Raw genomic sequence first — 16,645 nt, 5'->3', positions numbered from 1 at the left:
CGTGAGGGCTTCGCGATGACGCTGGTCAGCCTCGCGGCCCGCGCCTTGAGTAGCCTCGCCGTGATGGGTGCGAGCCTCTGGCTGGTGCCCGCACTGTGGTTCCGCCTGCCGGGGCCGGAAGGGCTGCGCACCAGCGTGGCTGCTCTCGCAGCGGTGCTGGGCCTCGTATGCGTGATTGCCCTGTGGTGGCCGCAGGCCAGCACGCTGCGCTGGCGACTGATGGGCTGCTACACGATGTTGCTGGTCGCGAGCCTTGCCTGGTGGGCCAGCATCACGCCTCGAGCGGACCGCGACTGGGCGCCGGAGGTGGCGCATCTGGTCGAGGGGAAGGTAGTCACGCCAGCACGGGACGAGGCTGCCACCCAAGGTGAAGTGCTGCATCTCGAGCAGGTACGCAACTTCGTGTGGCACAGTGCCGAGGATTACACGCCACGCTGGGAAAGCCGCGACTATCCGCTGGAGGAGCTGACCTCGGTGGACCTGCTGACCAGTCACTGGATGGGCCCGCAGATCGCCCACACGCTGGTCAGCTTCGGCTTTGCCGATGGCCGCTATCTGGCCTTCTCGGTGGAGATCCGCAAGGAGCGTGCCGAGCAGTTCTCGACCCTCGGCGGCATGTTCAAGCAGTACGAACTGGCGGTGATCGCCGCCGACGAACGCGATATCATCCGCGTGCGCAGCAATGTGCGCGGCGAGCAGGTACACCTCTATCGGGTGCAGATGCCGCGCGAGATGATCCGCGAGCTATTGCTGGCCTACGTCGACGAAGCCGAGACATTGCGCACTCAACCACGCTTCTACAACACCGCCACCAGCAACTGCACCACCCTCGTCTACGCGATGATGACTCGCCTGACCGACGGCCTGCCGCTGGACTACCGCCTGCTGCTCTCCGGCTATCTGCCGGAATACGTTGCAGACCAAGGCGCCCTGAGTGACGCTGCGCCCTTCGCGGAACTCAAGGCCAGCAGCCTGATCAATCCCGCCGCCATCGCCGCCGATGAGCATCCGGACGGCGACTTCTCACGCCTGATTCGTGCAGGCATTCCCGGCGCGGACAGCCCCTCCTACTGAGCCCGCGCAGGGCTGAGGTCCTGACCCGCCAACGTCAAGCGCTGCGCTGCTGGGCACCGGCGCCCGGGCGAGCCGGGTCCCTGCCCATCATGCGGTCCAGCTGGCGATAGCCGATGGCCTCCATCAGCTGCGGCCGCTGCAAACCGTCCTGGTCGATCAGATCACTCAGTGTCAGTGCGACACGCAGCACCCGGTGATAGGCTCGCGCCGAGAGATTGAGGCGTGACAGTACGCCGGCCAGCCACTGGCGCTCGCCGTCTTCCAGCTGACAGGCGGCTTCCAGCGCGTGGGAATCCAGATGGGCATTCAGGCCGCCGCGTGCCAATTGGCGCGCGCGAGCGGCCAGCACTCGTTCGCGCACGCCGGCCGAGGCCTCGCCGGGAGTGGCGGACGTCAGCTCCTCGGCGGGCAGGCCCGGCACCTCGACCTGCAGGTCGATGCGGTCCAGCAACGGGCCGGACAGACGCGCCTGATAGCGCTGGATCTGCGCCGGGGTGCAGCTGCAATTGCGGCGACTGTCACCGAGGTAGCCGCAGGGGCAGGGATTCATCGCCGCGACCAGCTGGAAGCGCGCCGGGAAGCGGCGTTGATGGCTGGCACGCGAGATCAGGATACGACCGCTCTCCAGCGGCTCGCGCATCACTTCCAGCACGCCACGGTCGAACTCCGCCAGCTCATCCAGAAACAGCACGCCATGATGCGCCAGCGACACCTCGCCCGGGCGCGGCTTGGAGCCACCGCCCACCAGCGCGACCCCACTGGCCGTGTGGTGCGGGGCGCGGAATGGCCGCTGCCCCCAGCGCTCCATGATCGGCAGACCACATACCGAGCGCACCGCCGCGACTTCCAGCGCCTCACCTTCGCCCAGTGGCGGCAAGATGCCGGACAGGCGACTGGCCAGCATCGTCTTGCCGGTGCCCGGCGGACCAGCGAATAACAGGTTGTGGCCGCCGGCCGCGGCGATCTCCAATGCCCTGCGTGCCTGATGCTGGCCACGCACCTCGCTCAGGTCAGGCTCCGGCAGGCGCGCCTGGGGAATGATCGAGCACACATGCGGCGTGAGGCGCTCGCGCCCCAGCAGGTGAGCCACCAACTCCAGCAGATGCCCCACCGCCAGTACCTCCAGCTCCTCGGCGAGTGCCGCCTCATCGGCATTGCCGCGCGGCACCACCAGCGTCCGCCCCGCCTTGCGACAGCAGAGTGCGGCTGGCAGCACGCCAGTCACGGCGCGGATGCTACCATCGAGCGCCAGCTCACCAAGGCACTCCATCCCAGCCACGGCTTCTTCCGGTATCTGCCCTGAGGCGACCAGAATCCCCAGCGCAATGGGCAGATCGAAGCGTCCACCTTCCTTGGGGAGGTCCGCTGGCGCCAGATTGAGGGTGATACGGCGCGCCGGAAACTCGAAGCCGGCATTGAGCAGCGCACTGCGCACCCGCTCACGACTCTCCTTCACCGCCGCTTCCGGCAAGCCGACGATGGACAGCCCCGGCAAGCCGTTGGAAAGGTGTACCTCCACCTGAACTTCCGGGGCTTCGAGACCAAGTGACGCGCGCGTGCGCAACATTGCCAGTGACATGAGTCTTCCCTGCGTGATGCCGCCTCTCAGTTGCACGGCGCAATCGGAGCAGGCCCTGGCCTGCCATGAGCACGAAGGCATACACCGCTGCCAACCCTCCCAGCATGGCAAACCTCATACTTTCCAGAAGGCGAGCGCCTCAACGCTTGGTCACTCGACGATTGCCGCAATGCTTCGCATACCACCACGACACGGTCATGCGCCGCCTGGAAGTACGTATTCAGGCGATAATATTCGCCGCCATTTCGTAACTTTCATTACGCCCCATCATCAAGCAATTACTGGATACGTAACACGAAAACAGGATGTGGATAACATTACATAATCATCGAATGTGGACATTTTTTGAGCGCTCAAAACTTCAGCATTCAAGGCACCCGACACCATCGATGATCAAGCAGCCAACGTCAGACCAGGCACCCACAGCCCGCTCTCAACTCACAAGCACCAACCAACAGAAATTAAACTTTATAAGCGCAGGCAGGGTGCTTGGACACTCGACTCAGTCGAGCGATGAAAGCCATGTCAGAGATCAGATTGAGCCAGAGGAGCTCATGAGGCGCCTGGCGGAGAGGAATCAGAGAAAGCGCATGCGCTGCGTTCGAGGAATTTGCACGAGCATCGGGTCGTTGATACCCAAGGATTGGCGCCTGAGGACCTGGCGCTGGGTGACGGCTTATTGCTGCCTGGTAATTGAGGGCATCTGGCGCCCTGCGGCTGCGACTGCCATTTCAGCTTCACGCCTCGCGACACGCCCGGGGCTGACACTGTGGGTCTCTCGCCGGCATGACGCTTATGCTGCCAGCATTGCCGACAAACGCTCACGGCGAGTTAAAAGTAGCGGCTTTGGCAGCAGTTTCCACGCAAAAGCGCCTTTTTTGGCGCATTCCAGCGCCACCAGTCGCCACATGGGCATAGTGTAAGGCCGACTCGAGACCTGGCTGCACCAAGAAAGTGCTCATACAGGGGCAATAGCGTCCTCGAGAGAGCCACAAGAGTGCCGCCGGACGGCGACTGCTGTATATTTGATCGGTTGTCCCGGCCTTGCCGGGAGGACCGCCAAGCTGTCTCACGGAACGCCGCCGCTGCGCGGCAGAGAATCGTCCAACCCACGGAAAGGGCCAGCCATTCAGGACGACTTCGGCTTGTTTCAGGAGCAATACCCATGCAAGACATGCTTGCCCCGCTGGCATCCCTGGCGGATGTGATCGGCATGCTAGGCACCACTCTGGTCGTCGGCGCCTTCTTCCTGCTGCAGCTCGGCAGACTCGATGCCCGCAGCCTGATCTACAACCTGATGAATCTAAGCGGGGCGATCCTGCTGTTGATCAGCCTGTGCATCAATTTCAACCTCGCCAGCTTCGTGATCGAGATCTTCTGGATCATCGCCTCAGTGGTAGGTCTGGTTCGTTGGATGCTGGGCACTCGGCCCCAGACTGCCTGAGGCCGCCCCCTGAGAATCAGCGGCGCCCATGACGAAAAAAACCGCCACGCCCCGAAAGGGCGTGGCGGTTTTGGTTCAGCCGTCACCTGAGGGGATCAGGCGTCGCGCTGGCGCTCGATTTCCGCGGCATGACTGGCGGCTTCACGCTTCGCCACCGCGGCCTCCCCCTTGTCATCCACTGGCGTGGCGGGCTCGGCAGCCGGTGCATTGCCCGCTACCAGCCCCTGCTTCTCCAGCAGTGCCTCGAGGGCAATGACCTGCTTTTCCAGCGACTCGACGCGGCTGCGCGTACGCGTCAGCACATCCATCATGATGTCGAAGTCTTCACGCGAGACCAGTTCCATGCGGTCGAAGGCACCGCGCATCACCCCTTGCACGGACTTCTGCAGCTCTTCCGGGCCATGCGAGGCATCCTGCAGGCGCTCACCGATCTGCTGGGCCATACGCCCGATGACGTCATTCTTGAACATGCTGCACCTCAGCCGTTGCGGGCCGGCAGCCACCTCAAACGGGCTACCGGTCAGAAAATGATGCCCCCTGTACATGGGGCCGTCGTGTCCTGCTGCAAGGATACGCAACCCTGGAGTCGGGTGCATGCCCCGCATCATCCTGCACCAGACAATCCTCATCGACAGGCACACCCCTGCACCACATTAGCACTTTCCCCCACACCCAAAGGCGCAGAAACAGCACCATTACGGTGCATGCCAAGTGACCTTCGGATTCAGCCATCTTTGCACAGGCCGAAAAACTGTCAGCCATTCTGCGATAACCAGATGAGTTACAAGGATTTTCAGCCGCATGGCACATCTCGTGCGATGCACTTGTCAGGAACAGGCCGCCAGCTCATCTGACTGGCCATGCTTAACAAGAATGATCATTCCGGTAGCGAACGGGGGCAGCACATGAAACTGATCACCGCCATCATCAAACCCTTCAAGTTGGACGACGTGCGAGAAGCACTGGCCGACAACGGCGTGCAGGGGATTACCGTCACCGAAGTGAAGGGCTTCGGACGTCAGAAGGGGCACACCGAGCTGTATCGCGGTGCCGAGTACGTCGTCGACTTCCTTCCCAAGGTCAAGATTGAAGTGGCTGTCGATGACAGCAGTGTGGAATCGGTACTGGACGCCATCACCCAGGCGGCCAACAGCGGCAAGATCGGCGACGGCAAGCTGTTCGTCACTCCGCTGGACGATGTCATCCGTATCCGCACCGGTGAACGCGGCGCCGACGCTGTCTGAGCCTCGCGCACAATAACAAGGAGAACCCCGCATGAACGAGATCATCGAGGTCAAGTACGCACTTGATACCTTCTACTTCCTGGTGTGTGGCGCCCTGGTGCTATGGATGGCAGCCGGCTTTGCCATGCTCGAGGCCGGTCTGGTCCGCGCCAAGAACACCACCGAGATCCTGACCAAGAACGTGGCGCTGTTCGCCATCGCCTGCACCATGTACATGGTCGTCGGTTACCACATCATGTACTCGAGCGCCGAAGGCGGCTTCCTGCCGAGCCTGGGCTTCCTGATCGGTGCCGAAAATACCGCTGAGGAGGCGCTCGCTTCCGGTGGCGACATCTACTACAGCGCGCGTTCCGACTTCTTCTTCCAGGTCGTGTTCGTGGCGACCGCCATGTCCATCGTCTCCGGTGCGGTCGCCGAGCGCATGAAGCTGTGGGCCTTCCTGGCCTTCGCCGTGGTCATGACCGGCGTCATCTATCCGGTGCAGGGTTACTGGACCTGGGGCGGCGGCTTCCTGAGCACAGCGGGCTTCAGTGACTTCGCCGGCTCCGGCATCGTGCACATGGCCGGCGCATCCGCCGCTCTGGCAGGCGTGCTGCTGCTGGGCGCTCGCAAAGGGAAGTACGGCAAGAATGGCGAGATCAATGCCATCCCGGGCGCCAACCTGCCGCTGGCCACGCTGGGTACCTTCATCCTGTGGCTGGGATGGTTGGGCTTCAACGGCGGCTCCGAGCTGGTGCTGTCCAACATCGATGAGGCCAACGCGGTCGCCCAGGTCTTCGTCAACACCAATGCCGCCGCCTGTGGTGGTGTCATCGCCGCGCTGACCCTCGCCCGTCTGTGGTTCCGCAAGGCTGATCTGACCATGGCCCTCAACGGCGCGCTGGCTGGCCTGGTCGCCATCACTGCGGGTCCGCTGACACCGAGCGTCGGTGCTGCCACCCTGATCGGCGCCGTCGGCGGTCTGCTGGTCGTGTTCTCCATCGTCGGTCTCGACAAGCTGAAGATCGATGATCCAGTCGGCGCCATCTCCGTGCACGGTGTGGTCGGTCTCTGGGGTCTGCTGGCTGTACCGCTGACCAATGACGATGCCACCTTCTCCGCACAGCTGCTGGGCGCCGCCTCCATCTTCGCCTGGGTGTTCATCGCAAGCTTCGTGGTGTGGCTGATCATCAAGGCCATCATGGGGATTCGCGTCAGCGAGGAAGAAGAATACGAAGGTGTGGATCTGGCCGAATGTGGCATGGAGGCCTATCCGGAATTCACCTCCAGCCGCAAGTAAGCCTGGACGCGACAGCACCTGCAGCATCAAGACTCCCGCCACCTGGCGGGAGTCTTTTTTCCTGACTGGATAAGCGGTGTATGCTTGAGTCAGAGACCGGCGTGACGAGCAGGCCTCGTTACCCGCACCATCACCCAAGGAGAGAGACGATGAAACTGGTCACTGCCATCATCAAGCCATTCAAGCTCGACGACGTGCGCGAATCCCTGTCGGAGATTGGCGTGCAGGGTATCACCGTGACCGAGGTCAAGGGATTCGGCCGCCAGAAGGGCCACACCGAGCTGTATCGGGGTGCCGAGTACGTGGTCGACTTCCTTCCCAAGGTGAAGCTGGAAGTCGCGGTGGATGACGCCATGATCGATTCCGTGATCGAGGCGATCACCAATGTCGCCAATACCGGCAAGATCGGCGACGGCAAGATCTTCGTTTCACCGCTGGAGCAGGTCATTCGCATCCGTACCGGCGAGACCGGCAAGGACGCCGTCTGAGCCTCTGGCGCAAGCCCCTGGCACTGTCGTGCTGCCCCGACGGGTGACATGAGCACACAAAAAACCGCAGGCCATCGGCCTGCGGTTTTTTCGTTTCAGCACTTGCCGTTCAAGCGTGATGCGCGCGGATCATTTCTCGACAAAGGCACGCTCGATCACGTAGTCACCCGGCACGCCCATCTTCGGCGAGATGGCGAAGCCGCGTGCATCCAGCATGGCGCTGATATCGTCGAGCATCGCCGGGCTGCCACAGATCATGGCGCGGTCGCGCTTCGGGTCCAGCGGCGGCAGGCCGATGTCCTCGAACAGCTTGCCGTTCTCGACCAGATCCGTGATGCGGCCCTGGTTACGGAACTCCTCGCGCGTCACGGTCGGATAGTAGATCAGCTTCTCGGCGATCTCTTCGCCCAGATACTCGTGCTTGGGCAGCTCTTCCGCGATCATGTCGGCATAGGCCAGCTCGGAGACATGGCGCACACCGTGCATCAGGATGATCTTGTCATAGCGCTCATAGGTTTCCGGGTCTTGGATGACGCTCAGGAACGGCGCCAGGCCAGTGCCGGTGGAGAACAGGTAAAGGTTCTCGCCCGGCAGCAGGTCATCCAGTACCAGCGTGCCTGTCGGCTTGCGGGATACCATGATCTGATCGCCCGGCTGCAGATGCTGCAGGCGTGAAGTCAGCGGGCCGTCCTGCACCTTGATGGAGAAGAACTCGAGGTGCTCCTCGTAGTTCGGGCTGGCGATCGAGTAGGCGCGCATCAGCGGCTTGCCGTCGACTTCCAGGCCGATCATCACGAACTGGCCGTTCTTGAAGCGCAGGCTGTCTTCACGCTGAGTGCGGAAGCTGAACAGCGAATCGTTCCAGTGATGGACGTCGATGACTTCGGTTGTGGTCAGACTGCTCACCTGATGGCCTCCCGGGGCGTGGCCCCTCGAATTCGATATTCTCTATTGGCATAAACAAATAATAGCTTATGACCCAACGAACTATGCAGCGATTGTAGTCACTGCAGGGTTATGCGTTAAATGGTTTATCTGGATATAGGTTATCTAGTTTACCAATATTGGTTGCGAATGAATCGCATTTCAACCCCGATCTTGCAGAGTTCGCCCGCTCTGACGGCGAATCCTGGGTTGCGTTCACTTTCGCCTCCTCATCTCTGCCCCTTCACTGCATGCCCCGGGAGGTCGAATGCGCTACAGCCTTCGCCAGCTGGCCGTCTTCGTGGCGGTCGCGCGGCATGACAATGTCTCGCTGGCCGCCGACAGCCTGGCCATGTCGCAATCAGCGGCCAGCACCGCACTGGCCGAGCTGGAGCGTCAGTTCGATTGCCGGCTGTTCGATCGCCATGGCAAGCGCCTGCGGCTCAATGGCCTGGGGCGTGAGCTGCTGCCCAAGGCGATCGCGCTGCTGGACCAGGCCGAAGAGCTGGAACAGCTGCTCGGTCAGCAGGACGCCACCGGCTCGCTGGAGATCGGCGCGACGCTGACCATCGGCAACTATCTGGCACCCCAGATCATCGGTGACTTTCTGCACCATCACCCCGCCAGCCGCGTCGAGCTGCACGTGCACAACACCCATCAGCTGATCGACAAGCTGGTGCACTTCGAACTCGACATCGGACTGGTGGAAGGCGAGGTGGAGCATCCGCTGCTGGAGGCCACCCACTGGGTCAGTGATCGGCTGAGCATCTTCTGTGCGCCGTCACACCCGCTGGCACAGGGTGAGGTCACGCTTGAGCGCCTGCTGGCGGCTCGCTGGATCATGCGCGAGCGTGGCTCCGGCACACGCGGCACCTTCGAGCAGGCATTGCGCCCACATCTGGACGGGCCTTCGACCAGCGTCTCCCAGCGCCTCGACATCATGCTGGAGCTGGAACACACCGAAGCCATCAAGCGCGCCGTGGAAGCGGGGCTCGGCATCGGCTGCATCTCACGCCTCGCACTGAGAGATGCCTTTCGGCGCGGCAGTCTCGTCGAGCTGCCCACTCCATGGCTGGAGCTGACGCGCGCCTATCGCTTCGTCCACCATCGTGATCGCTTCATCACCCAGGCGATGCGCGAATTCGTCGCCAGTTGCCGCAACCTGAGCGGCAGCGCCTCACGCAGTGACGAGATCATCCTGCCGCAGGTGCCGTGATTCGCCCATACCCGGACTTCTGCAACAGCGCCTGACGCCACGGAGCATCAAGGCACTATAGCCTTGAGACACCAGCCGGCACGACATGAGCCCCAAGGAGGTAGTGACCGCTCACACACAAACGCCGCCAGCGTTTCCGCTGGCGGCGTCTTGGTCTCTGGATGACGGGGAGGTGGTCAGTGAGTCAGGCCAGTGAAACGTGCCTTTATCTCATCAGCGCTCTCGTGGGAGAGGTCCTTGTCGACGGTTTCCGTCACCAGCTTGGCGACCGGCTTGTCGAGCTTGTCGCGCAGCGCCCCCAGGAACTTGGGCGCGGCGGCGATGATCAGCTGATCGAACTTGCCGTCATTGGCCGTCTGCTTGAGGTATTGCGCGACTTCCTTGGCGAAGAAGTCCTGATGCTTGTCGGAGGTCGCGCCATCATCGCCAGTCTGATGCAGGCTGCCATGCCCGCCGCTGGATTCCCCCTTGCCACCGGTTCTCAGGTCACCGGTATGCTGGCGGCTTTCAGGATGTACGAGGCTTTCCACTTCGGTGACCTTGCCGGCAGCACGGGCAAAGATACGTGCACGTGCGGCATCGGCAGCAACGATGTAAGTAACCATTTACACACTCCCTGTCTCTCGTGAGGCGTCGTTGATCAAGAATGACGACCATCTTGGCGTACATCGCAAGACATGCAGGCGGCGTGGCGAAATTCAACCCTCGCCGTTCATTTCGCGCCGATTCCTCCGCCAGCAGGGCACCTGCACGACACCTGCAAGGCAAGACGACGAAACGCTCGACCACCTCGGCATTGATGTCGCCCTTCCCGACACGGGTGTCGCGACTCCCGGACATGACGTCGATGGCGAAGTGCGTGCTAACATCCGCCCAACGCGGGGCGCCGCCTGCCCGTCTGCCACCGCTCCTTTCATCCTGTGGTCTTTTCTCGGAGAAGTTTCGATGCGCAATCTGCTCCTGATGCGCCGCCCGCTGCCCCGGCGCGTGCTGGTCACCGCTCACCTGATGCTGCAGCTGGGATTGTTGGCGGCTGCCTGCGGCTGGACGCTGCAGCACTTGACGCCCATCGGGCCTGACAATTCGCTGGTCGCGCAGTGGCCGGTACTGGCGCAGGGTGTCGGTGGCTTCCTGCTGGCCTTCGTGATGACGCGCCTGCTGTTCGAGTTGCTGATGGCGCCGCATCACCTGCTGAGCATTCGCGGGACCAATCACACCCTGGATGCCGCGGCGCTGGTGACGCGCTCCATCTCGCGCCGCCCGGCGGTGCACGACAATGACGATAGCTGGGTCGGCAAGCCACGCAGCGTCACCTGGCCGCGCGAAGGCGAAGAAGTGTCCGCTGCCGCAACGGCGATAAAGACACCCGCCGATGAGCCTGCCGATGCATCATCCAAGGCCGCAGCCAAACCGCAGGAGCCAAGCCTGGGCAGCGATGAAGAGCTGTCAGTCACCCGCAGCAGCGAAGTACGCCGCACCGAGCCCAGCCTCTAGGCAAGCCTCTTCATTCAGCACAATGAATTGATAGTGAGCACCCACTGACTGCCTTGCAACTCACACACGACAACGCCCCGCGTGATGGGAATCACGCGGGGCGTTGTCTTTTGACGGCTTACAGCATCCGATCAGCCCGTGGCCTCAATGCCCCAGAATCTGGCTGAGGAACAGCTGGGTCCGCTCGGACTGCGGATTGTTGAAGAATGGCTCCGGCGCGTTCTCTTCGATGATCTGGCCCTGATCCATGAAGATGACGCGATCAGCGACGGTCTTGGCGAAGCCCATCTCGTGGGTCACGCACAGCATGGTCATGCCTTCATCGGCCAGTTCGACCATGACATCCAGCACTTCCTTGATCATCTCCGGGTCCAGCGCCGAGGTCGGCTCATCGAACAGCATCACCTCCGGACTCAGACACAGCGAGCGCGCGATCGCGACACGCTGCTGCTGACCACCGGACAGCTGACCGGGGAACTTGTGGGCCTGATCGGCGATACGCACGCGCTCCAGATACTTCATGGCCTCGGCTTCCGCCTCCTTGCGCGGCCGCTTCTGTACCCAGATCGGCGCCAGACAGCAGTTCTCGAGCACCGTCAGATGCGGGAACAGGTTGAAGTGCTGGAACACCATGCCGACGTTGCGACGGATCGCCTCGATCTGCTTGATGTCCTGGGTCAGCGGCATGCCGTTGACCACGATATCGCCTTCCTGATGCTCCTCGAGATGATTGATGCAGCGGATCATCGTCGACTTTCCGGACCCCGAAGGGCCACAGATGACGATACGTTCGCCCTTGCGCACGCTCAGGTTGATGTCGCGCAGCACGTGGAAGTCGCCGTACCACTTGTTGAGACCCTTGAGCTCGATCATCGGGCGCTCATCGGCGCCGGTGTTGCCCTGCGAGACGGATGTTGTCGTTGTCATGATGAAGATTCCTTGGCGCCGTGATCAGCGCTTCTTGTGACCGGTATGCAGCAGGCGCTCGAGATACTGGCTGTAGCGCGACATGCTGAAGCAGAAGACCCAGAAGACCAGCGCCACGAAGGCATAGCCCTCGATGGAGTAGCCCAGCCATTTGGGGTCGGCGAGACCGGCCTGCACGATGGCGAGCAGATCGAAGAGCCCGATGATCAGTACCAGCGAGGTGTCCTTGAACAGGGCAATGAAGGTATTCACGATGCCGGGAATCATCAGCTTGAGCGCCTGGGGCAGCACGATCAGCCCCATGTTGCGCCAGTAGCCCAGCCCCAGCGCCATGCCGGCCTCGGTCTGTCCCTTCGGGATCGCCTGCAGACCACCCCGCACCACTTCCGCCATGTAGGCACTCTGGAACAGGGTGATACCGATCAGCGCGCGCACCAGCTTGTCGAGATTGACCTCGCCAGGCACGAACAGCGGCAGCATCACCGAGGCCATGAACAGCACCGTGATGAGCGGCACGCCGCGCCAGAACTCGATGAACACCACACAAATGCTCTTCACGATCGGCATCTCGGAGCGACGCCCCAGCGCCAGCAGGATCCCCAGCGGCAGTGCCGCCACGATACCCACCACCGCCAGCACCAGCGTCAGCATCAGACCGCCCCACTCGTGGGTGCCGACGATCTCGAGGCCGAAGCTGCCACCATGTAGCAGGAAGTAGGCAATGAAGGGGAACACCACCAGGCTGACGATGGCGACCCAGCCCTTGGCCGGCAGCTTCGGAATCGCCAGCCAGGCGATCAGTGCCGCAAAGACGGCGAAGACGATATCGACCCGCCAGGTTTCCTCACTCGGGTAGAAGCCGTAGATGAACTGATCGAGACGCGCACTGATGAACACCCAGCAGGCGCCCTCCCCCGTGCAGTCCTCTCGTGAGGTACCGCTCCAGCTGGCATCGATCAGCGCCCATTGCAGGCTGGGCACCACCAGCAGGTAGACCAGATACAGCGCGAACAGCGTGAACAGCGTATTGATCGGTCCGGCGAACAGATTGGCTCTCAGCCAAGCCATCGCACCGATGCTGTCGCTCGGCGCCGGACGGGAATCGATCATCTTCTCGGTGACCCGTGACAGGGTCTTTTCAATCGACGTCTTTTCAATCGACATGGGCAGACCCTCAGCGCTCGACCAACGCCATGCGGGCGTTGAACCAGTTCATGAACATGGAGACCAGCAGACTGATGGTCAGATAGACCAGCATCGTCATGGCGATCACCTCGATGGCCTGACCGGTCTGGTTGAGCGTGGTACCCGCGAAGACCGAGACCAGATCGGGGTAGCCGATGGCCGTGGCCAGCGACGAGTTCTTGATCAGGTTCAGGTACTGGCTGGTCAGCGGCGGGATGATGACGCGCAGCGCCTGTGGCACCACCACCAGACGCAGTGTCATGCCACCGGACAGCGACAGCGCCCGTGACGCTTCGGTCTGGCCGTGCGGTACCGCTTCGATGCCGGAACGCACGATCTCGGCGATGAAGGCTGCGGTATAGACCGACAGCGCGACCCACAGGGCGAGGAACTCGGGGACGACCGTGATACCGCCACGGAAGTTGAAGCCCTTGAGTTCCGGCAGCTCCCAGCTCAGCGGCATGCCCATCGCGAAGTAGGCCAGCAGCGGCGCCACGATGATCAGAGCGAGCGAAATCCAGACCGCCGGCAGGCGCTGACCGGTACGTGCCTGACGCTGGCGGTTCCAGTAGCTGAAGATGCCGCTGGCGACGACGGCCAGCACGAGCACCGCAATCACCACCGAGAAACCGCTGGAGGTGATGGGGGCCGGCACGAACAGACCGCGCACGTTGAGGAAGAATGCCTCGCCCAGCGACAGCGAGCCACGCGGACTCGGCAGGGTTCTCAAAACGGCGAAATACCAGAAGAAGATCTGCAGCAGCAGCGGGATGTTGCGGAAGACTTCGATATAGACCGCCGCCAGTCGCGAGATCAGCCAGTTGGGGGACAGACGCGCGACCCCCATGATGAAGCCGATCACGGTCGCGGCAATGACACCCAGTGCGGATATCAACAAGGTATTGAGCAGGCCGACGATGAAGGTATCGCCATAGGTGGATTGCTCGGAATAGTCGATCAGGCTCTGCAGGATGCCAAAGCCTGCGGTGTTGTCCAGAAAGGCAAAGCCGGTGGTGATGCCACGGCTTTCGAGGTTGGTCAGGGTATTGCTGACGATGATCGCCAACACACCGAACACGCCTGCCAGCATCAATAGCTGGAAGATCAGTGCCCGCTTGGCCGGGTCACGCCAGAATGGCGGCTTGACCGTGGCCGGCGGGCGAGAAGCAGGTTGTGTCATACAGGCAATCTCCGCCGGAAAGCTATGCGACTTCCGCCTGCCGTCCTATCGAACGGCAGATCAGTTATCTCTCGGCACTCGATGAATGGGTCACGAGGAACAGGCTGGGCCTCATGTGAGAATTCTTGCTACCGGGCCCCACATGACGCTGGCCAGAGGAAGTGGAGCAAGACGCTCACTTCCCCTGGCCAGCGTCCTTGCTCAGCCTGTCATGAGGGGCAAGGCCCACCCGCAGTACAGGGCGAGCCCGCGCATCAGCGAACCGGCGGGGCGTACTGGACGCCGCCATCGGTCCACAGTGCGTTCAAGCCACGCTCGATACCCAGTGCGGAGCCGGTACCCACATTGCGCTCGAACATCTGGCCGTAGTTACCGACCTGCTTGATGACCTGATAGGCCCAATCAGCCGGCAGCCCCATGGCTTCGCCATAGTTGCCATCGGCACCGACCAGACGCGCGACGTTCGGGTTGGTATCTGCCTTCTTCTCTTCGATGTTGTCGGAGGTCAGCCCCATCTCCTCGGCATTGATCTGCGCGAACAGGGTCCATTTGACGATGTTGAACCACTGGTCATCGCCCTGACGGACGACGGGGCCCAGCGGTTCCTTGGAGATGACTTCCGGCAGCACCATCGCGGACGCCGGATCGGAGAGCTTGATACGCAGCGCGTAGAGCTGGGATTGGTCGGAGGTCAGGACATCACAGCGGCCAGCCTCGAAGCCCTTGACGGTCTGATCGGAGGTATCGAAGACGACCGGTTCGAAGGACATGTCATTGAGGCGGAAGTAGTCCGCCAGGTTCAGCTCGGTGGTGGTACCGGACTGGATGCAGACGGCTGCCCCGTCCAGCTCCTTGGCACTGGAGACGCCCAGGTCCTTGCTGACCATGAAGCCCTGGCCGTCGTAATAGTTCACGCCAGCGAAATTGAGGCCCAGTGAGGTGTCACGGGTCGCCGTCCAGGTGGTGTTACGGGACAGGACATCAATCTCGCCGGACTGCAGCGCGGTGAAACGCTCCTTGGCCGTCAGCGGTACATAGCGCACCTTGCTGGCATCGCCCAGTACGGCCGCTGCAACGCCGCGGCAGACATCAACGTCGATGCCCTGCCAGTTGCCGGCGTCATCCGGTGCCGAGAAGCCCGGCAAGCCGGTGCTGACGCCACACTGGACAAAGCCCTTTTCCTTGACGCTATCCAGGGTCGCGGCACTGGCGCCTGTCGCCATGGAGGCGGCCAGGACAGCGGCGCTAGCGATCAACAGTGGCTTCTTGTTGTTATGCATCGTGATTCCCTCGCGAAAGTCTGGAGTCCGCTCGATCAGCCTCGAGTCAGAAGTGGTGCAATGCATTGCATGGCACCTATCGACAATAGCAAGCCGCGTTCCAATTTCCGCCTATCGCGTGATCCGCTGCGTTCAACGCTGAAAAAAGTGCTAAAACCCAGTGATATAGGCCAAAGCCTCGAGGTGGGGCGGCGGATCATTCCGCGCGATTGCCGCGCAGTTAGGCGCCTGACAAGACCAGTTCGCCTCATATCGGTGCAAAATAAAAACGGCCGTTTCATTGCGAAACGGCCGTTGGCGGTGCAGCGATGTGGCGCGAGTGGCAGATTGCGACCAATGTCTCGGTCTGACTGACTCAACGCTTGTTCATCCCATCAGGCACGTTTTCGTGCCTGATGGGGCTTGCTTGCCACCGCAAGATGCATGCGGATCACTTCTCCAGCAGGCGCTGCATGAAGGGCGGTAGCACCAGGGCGGCGCGATGGCCTTCGACGGTATAGAAGTCACGCGCGAAGGTGGCGGCAGCGGCATCTTCCTCGCGGAAGGACTTCACGTCACAGCCCTTGCCCGCCAGGGTGCAGCTCCACCAGCCGGACGGATACACCGGCTGCGGGAAGGGCAGGGTCGCGACGCTATCAAAGCCCGCTTCGCCCATGTCATTGCGCAGGTCCTTGATGATGGAATCGGTGTGATAGAGCGGAGACTCGCTCTGCTGCACCATCAGGCCGCCCTGCTTGAGGATACGATGGCAACGCTTGAGGAAGTCTGTCTTGAACAGACCTTCCGCCGGGCCGACCGGATCGGTGGAGTCGACGATCAGCACATCGATGCTCTCGTCCGGGCAGTTGTCGACCCACTTGACGCCATCCTCGAACAGCAGCTCGGCGCGCGGGTCGTCATTGGACTCGACCAGCGCCGGGAAGAATTGCTCGGAGGCACGCGTGACCGCCGGATCGATATCGATCTGGGTGACCCTCTCCACGCCCGGGTGCTTGAGCACCTCACGCAGGGTGCCGCAATCGCCACCGCCGATGATGACGACACGCCTGGGGTCTGCATGAGCGAACAGCGCCGGATGCGACATCATCTCGTGATAGAGGAAGTTGTCACGGTCAGTCAGCATCACGCAGCCGTCCAGCACCATCAGGTTGCCGTAGGTCTCGGTGGCATAGACTTCGAGGTGCTGATAAGGGGTCTGCTCGTCATGCAGCTTGTGGCTGACCTTGAGCGAGAAGGCGCTGCCGTGGCGATCGAAGATTTCGGTAAACCAGGAGCCATCGAGACGTTCGGTCATGGGGGACCCTCGCATTGGATATCACAGACGGGATATC

Annotated in this window: 16 protein-coding genes; 7 read left to right on the top strand and 9 right to left on the bottom strand. The window is 62.1% G+C overall.

Going from position 1 to position 16,645, the window contains the following annotated elements; all coding sequences use genetic code 11:
* Positions 1 to 15 precede the first annotated feature (15 nt).
* Positions 16 to 1,074, top strand: coding sequence for a lipoprotein N-acyltransferase Lnb domain-containing protein (locus AC5WNJ_RS00355; RefSeq protein ID WP_253063385.1), 1,059 nt, complete (start codon positions 16 to 18; stop codon positions 1,072 to 1,074).
* 34 nt (positions 1,075 to 1,108) lie between these two features.
* Here AC5WNJ_RS00355 and AC5WNJ_RS00350 read toward each other — a convergent pair whose 3' ends face one another.
* Entirely contained in the window at positions 1,109 to 2,653 is a 1,545-nt protein-coding gene (locus AC5WNJ_RS00350) for a YifB family Mg chelatase-like AAA ATPase (RefSeq protein ID WP_253063387.1), read from the bottom strand.
* 1,165 nt (positions 2,654 to 3,818) lie between these two features.
* Here AC5WNJ_RS00350 and AC5WNJ_RS00345 point away from each other — a divergent pair.
* Entirely contained in the window at positions 3,819 to 4,097 is a 279-nt protein-coding gene (locus tag AC5WNJ_RS00345) for a CBU_0592 family membrane protein (protein WP_253063389.1), read from the top strand.
* A gap of 95 nt (positions 4,098 to 4,192) precedes the next feature.
* Here the strand turns inward: AC5WNJ_RS00345 and AC5WNJ_RS00340 are convergent, their stop codons facing one another.
* On the bottom strand, positions 4,193 to 4,567 hold the full coding sequence (locus AC5WNJ_RS00340) for an accessory factor UbiK family protein (protein WP_176675875.1): 375 nt from the start codon (positions 4,565 to 4,567) through the stop codon (positions 4,193 to 4,195).
* 435 nt (positions 4,568 to 5,002) lie between these two features.
* On the opposite strand from AC5WNJ_RS00340, the gene AC5WNJ_RS00335 reads away from it, so the two are divergent.
* The 3 genes from AC5WNJ_RS00335 (at position 5,003) to glnK (ending at position 7,108) form a co-directional block, all read left to right on the top strand.
* Positions 5,003 to 5,341: a P-II family nitrogen regulator gene (locus AC5WNJ_RS00335; protein WP_043331582.1), complete on the top strand. Its 339-nt coding sequence runs from the start codon at positions 5,003 to 5,005 to the stop codon at positions 5,339 to 5,341.
* A 31-nt stretch (positions 5,342 to 5,372) separates the two neighbouring features.
* Positions 5,373 to 6,620 carry an ammonium transporter gene (locus AC5WNJ_RS00330; RefSeq protein ID WP_253063391.1) on the top strand — a complete coding sequence of 416 codons (1,248 nt, stop codon included), beginning with the start codon at positions 5,373 to 5,375 and terminating at the stop codon, positions 6,618 to 6,620.
* A 149-nt stretch (positions 6,621 to 6,769) separates the two neighbouring features.
* Positions 6,770 to 7,108 (top strand): P-II family nitrogen regulator, encoded by a 339-nt coding sequence (glnK, locus tag AC5WNJ_RS00325; RefSeq protein ID WP_024951507.1) that lies wholly within the window; start codon positions 6,770 to 6,772, stop codon positions 7,106 to 7,108.
* A 129-nt stretch (positions 7,109 to 7,237) separates the two neighbouring features.
* On the opposite strand, the gene AC5WNJ_RS00320 is transcribed toward glnK, so the two are convergent.
* Positions 7,238 to 8,014: a ferredoxin--NADP reductase gene (locus tag AC5WNJ_RS00320; protein ID WP_166019073.1), complete on the bottom strand. Its 777-nt coding sequence runs from the start codon at positions 8,012 to 8,014 to the stop codon at positions 7,238 to 7,240.
* A gap of 286 nt (positions 8,015 to 8,300) precedes the next feature.
* Here AC5WNJ_RS00320 and AC5WNJ_RS00315 point away from each other — a divergent pair, with 286 nt between their 5' ends.
* Entirely contained in the window at positions 8,301 to 9,248 is a 948-nt protein-coding gene (locus AC5WNJ_RS00315) for a LysR family transcriptional regulator (RefSeq protein ID WP_253063393.1), read from the top strand.
* 176 nt (positions 9,249 to 9,424) lie between these two features.
* Here the strand turns inward: AC5WNJ_RS00315 and AC5WNJ_RS00310 are convergent, their stop codons facing one another.
* Positions 9,425 to 9,853 carry a host attachment protein gene (locus AC5WNJ_RS00310; protein ID WP_043331587.1) on the bottom strand — a complete coding sequence of 143 codons (429 nt, stop codon included), beginning with the start codon at positions 9,851 to 9,853 and terminating at the stop codon, positions 9,425 to 9,427.
* A gap of 340 nt (positions 9,854 to 10,193) precedes the next feature.
* On the opposite strand from AC5WNJ_RS00310, the gene AC5WNJ_RS00305 reads away from it, so the two are divergent.
* A complete protein-coding gene (locus AC5WNJ_RS00305) occupies positions 10,194 to 10,742 on the top strand; it encodes a hypothetical protein (RefSeq protein WP_253063394.1) in 549 nt (182 codons plus the stop codon).
* A gap of 144 nt (positions 10,743 to 10,886) precedes the next feature.
* Here the strand turns inward: AC5WNJ_RS00305 and AC5WNJ_RS00300 are convergent, their stop codons facing one another.
* The 5 genes from AC5WNJ_RS00300 to speE all read right to left on the bottom strand — a co-directional run bounded on the left by AC5WNJ_RS00300 (position 10,887) and on the right by speE (position 16,608).
* A complete protein-coding gene (locus tag AC5WNJ_RS00300) occupies positions 10,887 to 11,615 on the bottom strand; it encodes an amino acid ABC transporter ATP-binding protein (RefSeq protein WP_176678200.1) in 729 nt (242 codons plus the stop codon).
* A 78-nt stretch (positions 11,616 to 11,693) separates the two neighbouring features.
* Positions 11,694 to 12,833: an amino acid ABC transporter permease gene (locus AC5WNJ_RS00295; RefSeq protein ID WP_253063396.1), complete on the bottom strand. Its 1,140-nt coding sequence runs from the start codon at positions 12,831 to 12,833 to the stop codon at positions 11,694 to 11,696.
* Between the two features lie 10 nt (positions 12,834 to 12,843).
* Positions 12,844 to 14,034, bottom strand: a complete 1,191-nt coding sequence (locus AC5WNJ_RS00290) for an amino acid ABC transporter permease (RefSeq protein ID WP_253063398.1) — start codon at positions 14,032 to 14,034, stop codon at positions 12,844 to 12,846.
* Between the two features lie 254 nt (positions 14,035 to 14,288).
* Positions 14,289 to 15,314, bottom strand: coding sequence for an amino acid ABC transporter substrate-binding protein (locus AC5WNJ_RS00285; protein ID WP_176675869.1), 1,026 nt, complete (start codon positions 15,312 to 15,314; stop codon positions 14,289 to 14,291).
* Positions 15,315 to 15,744: 430 nt separating this feature from the next.
* Positions 15,745 to 16,608: a polyamine aminopropyltransferase gene (gene speE, locus AC5WNJ_RS00280; RefSeq protein ID WP_495930312.1), complete on the bottom strand. Its 864-nt coding sequence runs from the start codon at positions 16,606 to 16,608 to the stop codon at positions 15,745 to 15,747.
* Positions 16,609 to 16,645 lie beyond the last annotated feature (37 nt).

It is taken from the genome of Cobetia sp. PDI-23MA (assembly GCF_059507735.1).
Note: the sequence above shows the minus strand (reverse complement) of the source record. Positions and strands in the feature narration are given on the sequence as shown.